Genomic DNA, 6,377 nt, shown 5'->3' on the forward strand with positions numbered 1-6,377 from the left:
ATAAATCATGACCTGTAAATTAAACCCCTCCAAGCCGCGCCTCATCTTGTTCTGTGGCCATGCGGGCACGGGTAAGTCAACCCTGGCCAAGAAGGCACTTCCCATCATCATCAATAAAACAGGCGAAGACTTTTTCTTCCTGGACAAAGATACTGCCTATGGTGCATTTACAGCCCAAATGATGAAACTGACTACAGGCAACCCAAATGACCGCGATAGCCCCTATTACCTCGAGAACATGCGCGATTGGGAGTATTCCGGCTTGCTTGATATTGCACGAGAAAATTTAGCCCTTGGCGTCAATGTCATTCTTGTGGGTCCATTTTCAAAAGAGATACAAAGCAGAAAAATGTTTGAGGCTGGAGAACTTGGCATTCCAGAGGGCGTCGCCATTCAGGTGGCGTGGATTGATCTGAATGAAGACGAAGCCAAGCGTCGGATGGAGTTACGCGCAGATCCACGTGATGACTGGAAACTAAATCATTGGGATCAGTATGTGCAGCGCAGAATTGAACCACCCTCACATCCATCTTTACAACGTTTCAATAATCTCGAATTTGATGAGATGAAATTTCATCATTTAATTGATTTCCTGATCAAATAAATAAGGCCCGCAAGGGGCCTTATTTTTCAAAATAGGAATACCCTTCTTAGAACTTGTATGTCACACCAACAGCAGGCATCCAAGGATTCAAAGTGAGCTTACCGAGATTGCCACCACCCAAGTTATCAATATTGGTAGCCATCGTAGCGTATTTCACATCAAGATTTACGCCCCAATTTTTATCAAAGAAGTAGTCAGCGCCAATTTGACCCACCACTCCAAAGCTGGATTGATCAACCGTGACACTATTTTCCAAAGCTGGGAAATTTTGACGATTACCGAAGATGGTGTAATTAATACCGGCCCCAACGTATGGCACAAATGATCCAATCTCAGTGAAATGGTATTGAAGCAATAAAGACGGTGGTAGTGCGCTAATTTTTCCAGCCTGACCACCGCCTGCAGTGATATTGACTTGCTGCGGATATGACAACACCAATTCGGTTGCAATATTTTTAGTAAAGAAGTAGGTGACATCAAACTCGGGAATGACTTGGTTCCTTGCATTCACGTTTAGTGTCTGTGCAACACCGGATTGACCGTTATTCCAAAGCAGATCTACCGCGCGTAGACGCACCATCCATGGATTATCATTTTCAGTGGACTGAGCCTTTGAAGTAATTGGAGCTAATGTGGCTAAAACTGCCATTGCCGCTACTAGAGTTTTAATGCGCATGATGGTTTCCCCTTTGTGATCAATGTCGATGGAATGATTTTCGAATTGATCACTAAGAGAGAATTTGATTCAAATCAAATGCAAGTACCCTGCAATTTTTTTATTGGATGAAAAACAACGGTATTTTGTCTATTACTTGATACAGATCAAATTGAAGTTACTAATGCGATAAATAGTCAAGCGCAACCGCTTCGGCTACTTTAATACCATCGACCCCTGCAGACAAAATGCCGCCAGCATAGCCGGCCCCCTCACCTGCTGGATATAAGCCTTTGATATTCAGACTTTGGAAATCAACACCTCTCGTAATGCGTAAAGGTGATGAAGTTCTAGTCTCCACCCCTGTAAGCACAGCATCTTTGAGCGAAAAGCCCTTGATTTGCTTCTCAAATGCCGGAATAGCCTCACGAATTGCCTCGATCGCATAATCGGGCAAGCTGGGTGCTAAGTCGGTTAAATGTACGCCCGGTTTATATGAAGGTACGACCGCACCAAATTGAGTAGAGGCTTTACCCGCCAAGAAGTCGCCGACCAGTTGACCGGGGGCTTCATAGTTCGAGCCACCAAGCTTGTACGCCTTGGATTCAATGGCGCGCTGAAATTCAATACCAGCCAAAGGACCGCCGGGGTAATCTTCTGGAGTGATGCCTACTACTATGCCCGCATTAGCATTGCGTTCATTACGTGAATATTGACTCATGCCGTTCGTAACTACACGATTGGGCTCAGAGGTTGCAGCCACAACAGTACCGCCGGGACACATGCAAAAGCTATACACTGATCGGCCGTTTTTAGCGTGATGCACCAACTTATAGTCGGCCGCTCCGATTAAGGGGTTGCCGGCATGCGGCCCTAGGCGCGCCCTATCAATCAGTGACTGTGGATGCTCAATTCGAAAGCCTACCGAAAAGGGTTTGGCTTCCATAAATACGCCAGCATGATGAAGCGCCTCAAAAGTATCACGCGCACTGTGTCCCAAAGCTAGAACCACATGATTAGCGGGTAAGTCAGCTTGACCTTCAATTTTGACGCCTACGATCTGATTATTGGTGATATCAAAGCCAGTCACTTTGTGTAGAAAACGAATCTCTCCACCTAATGCAATAATTTCTTGTCGCATCTTCTCGACGACACCCACTAGGCGGAAGGTGCCAATATGAGGCTTGGCGACATATAGAATTTCCTCGGGTGCACCTGCGTTTACAAACTCATCAAGCACTTTACGACCGTAAAACTTAGGGTCTTTAATTTGACTGTAGAGCTTTCCATCCGAGAATGTACCCGCCCCACCTTCACCAAATTGCACATTAGATTCTGGATTCAGTACATTTTTTCGCCACAGACCCCAGGTATCCTGAGTGCGCTCACGCACCGGCTTGCCGCGCTCCAGGACGATAGGACGGAAACCCATTTGCGCCAATAACAATGCTGCAAAGATTCCGCAAGGTCCAAATCCGATTACCACGGGGCGCAGAAAGTTTGACAAATTTGTTAGCGCTGGGTCTTTAGCAACAAAGTGGTAGCTAGTATCAGGTGATGGCCTAACATGAATATCGCCATCAAATTTTTCTAGAACTTTCGCCTGATCTTTTACCGAAACGTCTACTGTGTAGATGAAAGCCAATGCAACATTTTTTCTGGCATCGTAACTGCGCTTGAACACATTGAACCGAACCAACTCCTTGGGGTCTATTTTTAGGCGTTCAAGGATGGCCACCTCTAGCGCCTCAGGGGGATGATTAATGGGTAAACGCAGTTCAGTAATACGGATCATGAATTCCAACAATACGGTGCAATGGGGCTATTTTAGAAAATAATACTGCCTCTTGGGAGATTATTAGCTTTAAAGGCGATAATGCCTCATGGCTCTACGCGCAACCATCCACAAAGTCGACCTTCATGTCGCAGATTCTGATCGCCACTATTACGGCAGTCACTCTCTCACCATTGCCAAACATCCCTCTGAAACAGAAGAGCGCATGATGGTACGAGTCATCGCTTTTGCGCTGCAAGCCCACGAAGATTTGGTGTTTACCAAAGGCTTAAGCGATACCGATGAGCCAGATCTATGGATAAAAGATTTAACCGATGCCATCTCACTCTGGATTGAGATTGGGCAGCCAGATGAACGCCGTATTCTAAAAGCATGCGGTAGAGCCGATCAAGTAGTGGTGTATTGCTATGGCGGCCATACTAGCAAGATTTGGTGGGATGCGATCGCCAATAAATTGAATCGTGCCCGCAATCTTCAGATCATTTCCATCCCAGCCGAACAAGCCAATGCATTAAATAGCTTAGTTGAGCGCAGCATGGTGATTCACGTCAACGTGCAAGATGGCGAGGCCTATGTATCATCTGATAAAGGTCAAGTCACCATCACTCCAGAAATGTGGCGTAACAAGCAATAAGCGCAGCATAAGCTCGGCAAATGCAATCTCTGGTTTTAGATACCAATATCCTGCTTGATCTCTTTGTATTTAATGATCCTGCAGTCATTCAGCTGAAAGAGGCCTTAATAGCGTGTCGATTCAAGGCATTTGCAAGCCAAGAGAGCCTTCTTGAACTTGCAGATGTCATTTCACGCCCCCTCTTTTCGCTGGAAGCTGCAAAGCAAAAAGACATCTTAGAGCAGTGGCAAGCTTTGACCTACACAATTGATCGAGCCGATTTGCACCCCGCTCCTTGGAAATGCAAAGACCCCGATGATCAAGTATTTCTAGATACCGCCTTTACAGTCCGCCCAGCAATTTTGATCAGTAAAGACTTGGCTCTCTTAGAGCTTGCGAATAAAGCCTCACAAGAGCATATTTTGATTACAAAAGACTGTAGTCAGCTTCCAGTTTAATTTGATTGCACCTGCGATTGCAGACCCTGAGCAGCCTGTGCAGCAAGCTCAAAAGAATGCAGGCGTGCGCGATGATCAAAAAGTTGGCCTGTAATGATGATTTCATTTGCGCCAGTTCGATCAAGCCAATGTTGCATCCCTTTTTGCACGGTATTCATATTGCCTACAGTTGAGCATTCAAGCATCTGCATCATCCCCGCCTTTTCATGTGGCTCACAGAAGCCATCAATATCATCGATAGGGGGTGGCAACTGACCACGGGTATTACGACGCATGCGCACAAAATGCTGTTGCAAGCTCGTAAAGAGATGCCCAGCTTCGTCATCTGTATCGGCAGCCACCACATTCATTAAGAATGCCGCGTATGGTTTAGCCAATTGCGCTGAGGGTTTAAACAAAGTTCGATATGTATGCATTGCCTCCAGCAATTGGCTAGGTGCGAAATGCGAAGCAAAAGCATATGGCAATCCAAAATGGGCGGCTAATTGAGCGCCATATAAGCTGGATCCCAAAATCCAAATTGGCACATTCGTATCAGCACCAGGAATCGCTTTAACCGCCTGCCCTTCTTGTATGGGGCCAAAGTAATGTTGAAGTTCCCGTACATCTTGCGGAAAGCGGTCATCACCTCCGATCAAATCACGGCGTAAAGCTCTAGCAGTCATTTGGTCAGTACCGGGCGCTCGACCTAAGCCCAAATCAATCCGCCCTGGAAATAAAGAGGCCAAAGTACCGAACTGCTCGGCAATCACCAAAGGGGCATGGTTAGGCAACATAATGCCGCCTGAACCCACCCGAATGTGACTGGTTCCGGCAGCAACATGCCCAATCACCACTGCGGTTGCTGAACTAGCATTACCGGTCATATTATGATGCTCGGCCAACCAATAACGGGTATAACCCCAACGCTCTGCGTGTTGCGCAACATCGAGTGTGTTGCGTAAAGCGTCAGCTGCAGTAAATCCCTGTGGAATGGGAGATATATCTAGAATGGAGTATGGGGTGGAATGAGCCATCCTAAGATCATACTGAGAAAGTACCGTTTTGACATGGGCACACATAAGATGGCAACCCCAGATGGTGGACTCTTTAAACCTGGAAGCACACTGCGACATGTAAAAACAGGCGGCTTCTACAAAGTCGTTTTGTTGGCTAATATCGAGGCAAGCTTAGAGCCAGCCTATGTATATGAATCCATGCAATCTCACGATTTTTGGATTAGACCCCAGCTTGAGATGGAAGATGGTCGCTTCGAAATCATATCGGAATAAAAATGACACAAGAAAACCAAGACCGAATTACAAATCTAGAAATTAAGATTAGTTTTTCAGAAGATCTCATCGAAAAACTCAACCAAACGGTTTACAAGCAACAGCAGCAAATTGAATTCCTCTATCGAGAATTAAAGGCCCTCAAAGAGCAGGCTGGCAGCAGCGGTAGTGGCGCTGCTAGTACTAACCCCCACGATGAAATCCCCCCGCACTATTAATCTACTGATACTATTTAGCTAGATTTACTTCAATCAAAGGGGATCGCATCATGACTAACTTAATGCCATTTTTAATTCAGTGGGGCTTAACATCTCTTTCACTATGGGTAGCTAGCTATATTTTTAGCGGCTTACGTTTTGCTGACGGCAATTCTTTAATCATCGCCGCCCTAGTGCTGGGCTTTGCCAACGCAATTGTCAAACCCCTTCTGATTCTGTTTACCTTGCCCCTGACCGTGTTGACGATGGGTATCTTTTTATTGGTCATTAACGCCCTGGTTTTAATGTTGGTTGCTGCGCTTGTAAGCGGCTTTACCATCTCGAGCTTCTGGACTGCATTCTTTGCCAGCCTCTTTATTTCGATTTTTAGCCTCTTTGTGGGTGGCTTAGTCTTTTAAGGCAGGATTAATTCATTCCTGGATAGATATCGGACCAGGGGTGCAGTGCATCTGCGCATGGCTGCACCTTAGTTGCCATAGACTTTGCATTCTCAGCAACAATCGTAGCGCCGCTAGTCAGAATGCCTAAGCCAATAGAAATCGCACTATTGACTACACTCTCTTTATTAATTGCTGTCTTTGGCTGCATCAGGGTACCCTGAATTTTAACCAGCCCACCCAAATCAAAACCCGTTGTCAGTCCCGATTTTTCATGGGGAGCAATACTAAGATCTACTTGCTCTGTTTTCAAATTGAGCCCCCCCGATAGAACAACATTGAGGCGATCTGTTTGCACCCCCACACTCTTGGCAATGGATATCCGA

The 6,377-nt window shown here is 46.0% G+C and carries 10 protein-coding genes; 6 read left to right on the top strand and 4 right to left on the bottom strand.

Annotated features, from left to right (window positions below):
* The first annotated feature begins 7 nt into the window (after nt 1-7).
* Nucleotides 8-604 carry a P-loop nucleotide/nucleoside kinase family protein gene (locus tag BOQ04_RS08095; protein WP_076024240.1) on the top strand — a complete coding sequence of 199 codons (597 nt, stop codon included), beginning with the start codon at nt 8-10 and terminating at the stop codon, nt 602-604.
* 46 nt (nt 605-650) lie between these two features.
* Here the strand turns inward: BOQ04_RS08095 and BOQ04_RS08100 are convergent, their stop codons facing one another.
* Complete coding sequence (locus BOQ04_RS08100) at nt 651-1,280, bottom strand: OmpW/AlkL family protein (RefSeq protein WP_083657560.1); 630 nt, start codon at nt 1,278-1,280, stop codon at nt 651-653.
* 160 nt (nt 1,281-1,440) lie between these two features.
* Nucleotides 1,441-3,054, bottom strand: coding sequence for an NAD(P)/FAD-dependent oxidoreductase (locus BOQ04_RS08105; RefSeq protein WP_076024241.1), 1,614 nt, complete (start codon nt 3,052-3,054; stop codon nt 1,441-1,443).
* Between the two features lie 88 nt (nt 3,055-3,142).
* Between BOQ04_RS08105 and BOQ04_RS08110 the strand changes: the two genes are divergently transcribed.
* Entirely contained in the window at nt 3,143-3,688 is a 546-nt protein-coding gene (locus BOQ04_RS08110; RefSeq protein ID WP_076024242.1) for a YaeQ family protein, read from the top strand.
* Nucleotides 3,689-3,708: 20 nt separating this feature from the next.
* Nucleotides 3,709-4,125: a putative toxin-antitoxin system toxin component, PIN family gene (locus BOQ04_RS08115; protein WP_076024243.1), complete on the top strand. Its 417-nt coding sequence runs from the start codon at nt 3,709-3,711 to the stop codon at nt 4,123-4,125.
* Here the strand turns inward: BOQ04_RS08115 and BOQ04_RS08120 are convergent.
* The gene (locus tag BOQ04_RS08120; protein ID WP_076024244.1) at nt 4,122-5,141 is read right to left on the bottom strand and encodes an LLM class flavin-dependent oxidoreductase; all 1,020 of its coding nucleotides are present in this window, start codon (nt 5,139-5,141) and stop codon (nt 4,122-4,124) included. The two genes, BOQ04_RS08115 and BOQ04_RS08120, sit on opposite strands and share 4 nt — an antisense overlap.
* On the opposite strand from BOQ04_RS08120, the gene BOQ04_RS08125 reads away from it, so the two are divergent.
* The 3 genes from BOQ04_RS08125 to BOQ04_RS08135 are packed head-to-tail and all read left to right on the top strand — an operon-like array spanning nt 5,133 to nt 6,012.
* Nucleotides 5,133-5,396 carry a hypothetical protein gene (locus BOQ04_RS08125; protein WP_233126732.1) on the top strand — a complete coding sequence of 88 codons (264 nt, stop codon included), beginning with the start codon at nt 5,133-5,135 and terminating at the stop codon, nt 5,394-5,396. The genes BOQ04_RS08120 and BOQ04_RS08125 overlap by 9 nt on opposite strands.
* A gap of 2 nt (nt 5,397-5,398) precedes the next feature.
* Complete coding sequence (locus BOQ04_RS08130; RefSeq protein ID WP_076024245.1) at nt 5,399-5,614, top strand: SlyX family protein; 216 nt, start codon at nt 5,399-5,401, stop codon at nt 5,612-5,614.
* A 47-nt stretch (nt 5,615-5,661) separates the two neighbouring features.
* Nucleotides 5,662-6,012, top strand: coding sequence for a phage holin family protein (locus BOQ04_RS08135; protein WP_076024246.1), 351 nt, complete (start codon nt 5,662-5,664; stop codon nt 6,010-6,012).
* A 7-nt stretch (nt 6,013-6,019) separates the two neighbouring features.
* Here the strand turns inward: BOQ04_RS08135 and BOQ04_RS08140 are convergent.
* On the bottom strand, nt 6,020-6,377 hold a 358-nt coding region (locus BOQ04_RS08140), incomplete at its 5' end, for a hypothetical protein (RefSeq protein ID WP_233126734.1).

Source organism: Polynucleobacter sphagniphilus, assembly GCF_001953355.1.
Classification (GTDB): Bacteria; Pseudomonadota; Gammaproteobacteria; order Burkholderiales; family Burkholderiaceae; genus Polynucleobacter; species Polynucleobacter sphagniphilus.